Annotated in this window: 2 protein-coding genes and 1 pseudogene; all 3 read right to left on the bottom strand. The window is 71.5% G+C overall.

The window, feature by feature from the left end:
• A partial coding sequence (locus tag AC51EU_RS28550) for a roadblock/LC7 domain-containing protein (protein ID WP_496269980.1) occupies positions 1-129 on the bottom strand: 129 nt, incomplete at its 3' end.
• A 10-nt stretch (positions 130-139) separates the two neighbouring features.
• Entirely contained in the window at positions 140-3070 is a 2931-nt protein-coding gene (locus AC51EU_RS28555; RefSeq protein WP_496269979.1) for a sensor histidine kinase, read from the bottom strand.
• Between the two features lie 337 nt (positions 3071-3407).
• Positions 3408-3561, bottom strand: a pseudogene (locus AC51EU_RS28560) (ATP-binding protein); the annotation flags it as partial.

Genomic DNA, 3561 nt, shown 5'->3' on the forward strand with positions numbered 1-3561 from the left:
ACGGGGGAAGCCGTCGGACATGGCGAGGAGAAGACCGTCCGCGGAGACCACGACCGTGTGGGACACACCGGGGGTGTTGTCCACGAAGTTGGTGATCAACCAGTTCAGGTTCTGCGCCGCCTGGCTCATCGGGCTCACACTAACGCTCCTGATCGTAGGTGCTGCCGGGGCCGAAGCCCTGTTGGTCATTGTGGGGGACCCCGGAGGGGTCCGTGCCCGCGGTGCGTCCCTGCTGGACACCGCGGCGCAGATTGCTCAGCCTGCCGCGGATGTCCTCCGGGGCCCGGGAGACCTGGGGGCCGCCCTGCACGGACTGCTCCGCGGTGCCTTCGACCAGGTTGGCCTTGGGCACCCGCCTCGGGAGACCGGAGGAGGTCACCCCGCCGGCCTTCGGCTCGCGCAGCCGCTCCGCCTTCGCCCAGCGCTCGTCGTTGGCGCTGCGCCAGCCGGAGCCGTCCTGGCCGGTTTCCGACGTTGCCTGCGGTTGCGGGGGCGACGCCGGCTCCTCGGGCTGCTGCCACTGCTGCTGCGCCTGTGCCGGCTGCCCGGCAGGGCCGGAGCGGCGCGGCAGGCCGGCGCCGGTCAGCGAGTGGGAGTCGCTCGGGGAGGGGCCCGGACTGTCGAATGGTACGCGCTCGGACGCATCCGCGGGAGCGGCAGATGTATTCCGGTCAGATTCCGCTTCGTGCCCGAAGTGCCCGTCGTAGGCCACCGGTTCGGCCCAGGCGTCGTGACGCTCCGGGGACGCGGGGGCGTACGGCTGCTGCGCGGCGGGCTCCGGGACGGCCGTGTCGGCGAACGTTCCGTGGGCCGGGTACGAGGCGTCGGGGAACGGCTGATCCGCTTCCGGATAGACGGGGGCGCCGTACGCCGACCCGTCCCCGTAGGGCGGCTGCGCGGCGGTCGCGGGGACCGTGCCCGCGCCGTGCAGCGGGTCCGGGGACGGGGCGCCGGACATGCCGGGGCCGGCGGCGGGGTACGCGGCGTCCCCGTAGGGGGCCTGCGGCTGCGCGGGGCCGGCCGGGACGCCCTCCTGGGGCGCTCCGCCGCCGTCCAGGGTGAGGGCCGCGGGCAGCATGACGAGGGAGGTGGTGCCCGCCTGCTCGCCCGAGGGGCGCAGCTGGACGCGGATGCCGTGCCGGTCGGCGAGCCGGCCGACCACGAACAGGCCCATGCGCTGGGAGACGGTGACATCCACGCTGGGCGGATTGGCCAGCTTGTGGTTGATGTCCGCGAAGTCCTCGGGGGTCAGGCCGATGCCCTTGTCGTGGATCTCGGTCATCACCCGGCCGTCCGGCAGCCGGGCCGCGCTCACCCGCACCTTGCTCTGCGGGGACGAGAACGCGGTGGCGTTCTCCAGCAGTTCGGCGAGCAGATGCACCAGGTCGGTGACGACGGCGCCGTGGACGTCGGCCTCGGGGACCGCGGCCAGCTCGATGCGCTCGTACGACTCGACCTCGGAGACGGCCGCGCGCAGCACGTCGACGAGGGGGACCGGCTGGTCCCAGCGGCTGCCGGGATTCTCACCCGCGAGGATGAGCAGGTTCTCGCCGTTGCGCCGCATCCGGGTGGCGAGGTGGTCGAGCCGGAAGAGGTTCTGGAGCTGGTCCGGGTCCGCCTCGTTGTTCTCCAGTTCGGTGATCAGCGTCAGTTGACGCTCGATCAACCCCTGGTTGCGGACGGAGAGGTTGGTGAAGATCGCGTTGACGTTGCCGCGGAGCAGGGCCTGTTCGGCGGCGAGCCGTACGGCCTCGCGGTGCACCTGGTCGAAGGCGCGGGCGACCTCACCGATCTCGTCCGTGGTGGCGATCGGGATGGGCTGGACGCGGGTGTCGACCCGGCCCGGGTCGGTGCGCGAGAGCTGGTCGACCAGCATCGGCAGGCGCTGCTCGGCGATGCCGAAGGCCGCGGTGCGCAGCCGGCGCATGTTGTGGCTCATCCGGCGGGCCATCAGACCGGCGACGACGAACGCGGCGCCCAGCGCGGCCAGCACGATCGCGGAGTCGGTGAAGGTGGCGGCCTTGGCGTCCGAGGAGATCTGCGCGGCCTCGGCGACGGCCTTGTCCGCGAGGTCCTTCTCGATGGACCGGTACATGTCGAACGTACCGGTGGACGCGGCGAACCAGGTCTTCGGCGTGATGCCCCGGCCGTCCAGCTCCTCGGCCCCCGCGCCCGACGCGATCTGCGCGGCCAGCGGACCCGAGGGCTTCTTCAGCGCCGCGGTGTCCTTGTGCAGCCGGGCGACATCGGCGGGGGTGCCGCCGGAGGTGTACTCCTCGACGGCGATGCGTTCGAGGTAGGTGTACGAGGCGAAGGCGGTGAGCTGGCGGGTGTGCTCCCGGGCGCCGTCGGCGGGGGAGACCAGCAGATGGGTGCCGATGGAGCGCTGGAGCGAGGCGGCGGCCTTGGCCAGCGAGACGGCGTAGACCGTGCGGCCATAGGAGGTGATGTTGCCGGTGCCCAGGCCGAGTTCGTTGGCGAACTCCATCAGCGGGTGCTGGATCTCGACGTATCCCTCCTCCGTCCGCACCCCGCCGAGGGCGGGCGTGAAGGCGGCGGAGCGCAGCTTGTCGAGCTTGGGCTCGGCCTTGCGGAAGAGCGTCAGACGGCGCCGCAGGCCCGGGGTGTCGGGCATGGTCTTCACGGCGGTGCGGAATTCCCGGGCGGCGGCGTCGGTGGCGCCGCGCGCCCCGGCGACGGCCGGGTCGTCCTTGCGGCCCTCCAGCAGCGGCCGGGCGGTGCGGTCGCGTTCGTCGAGGAGGGCGTTGCCGTAGGCGAGGGCGGCGCGGACGACCTTCGCGGTCTCCTCCGCGTCCTTGGCGTCCTGCCAGGTGGAGAACGAGCTTTCGACCCGCAGCCCGCCGAAGACCAGGGCGACGAGTACGGGGATCAGCAGAATGGCGTTGAGGCGGGTGGCCACCCGCCAGTTGCGGGGGGAGTAACGTCCGCCGCTGACCTCGGGCGGGGCGATGACGCCGTTCGGCGTGTCAGGTGCCCCGTCGCGCTGTGGCGGGGTGAAGTTGCCGCGCCGCGGTTCCTGCGGCGCGGGACTTGACCTGCTTCGCCTCACTCGACAACAACCTCTCGGCGCCGGCACGAATCTGCCGTGCCGTTTCTTCTGGGCGCTACTCATCCGGAGTTCAGCGAATTTCAGCACGTCAGGGCGGTGCGTTCCAAACACTGGACACGGTGGCGGGAGGCGCCGGAAAGCCTGAGATAAAAGGGGCGTTAAGGGCGAGCCACGGCAAAAGGCGGGAGAAATGTGAGCGCAGCGGAACCGGTTGTGCGCAAGGGGTGTCGACAGCGGGCCGATTCACTGTCGAAATGTTATGAACGCGAGGGACGGCGTGTCCAAGGCCACAGATCCCTTCCATGGCCCTGGAACCGGCCCGCCCGGCCTGTCCGCCCTACTGGAGACGGGCCATCAGCGCATGCTCGACCAGCGTGATGAGCGTGTTCTTCGCCTCGGTGCGATGCCGCGCGTCGGTCGTGAGGATCGGGGTGTCGGGCCCGATCTGGAGTGCTTCACGCACCTCGTCCGGCGTATACGGCTGATGCCCC

The organism is Candidatus Streptomyces philanthi, from assembly GCF_059553635.1.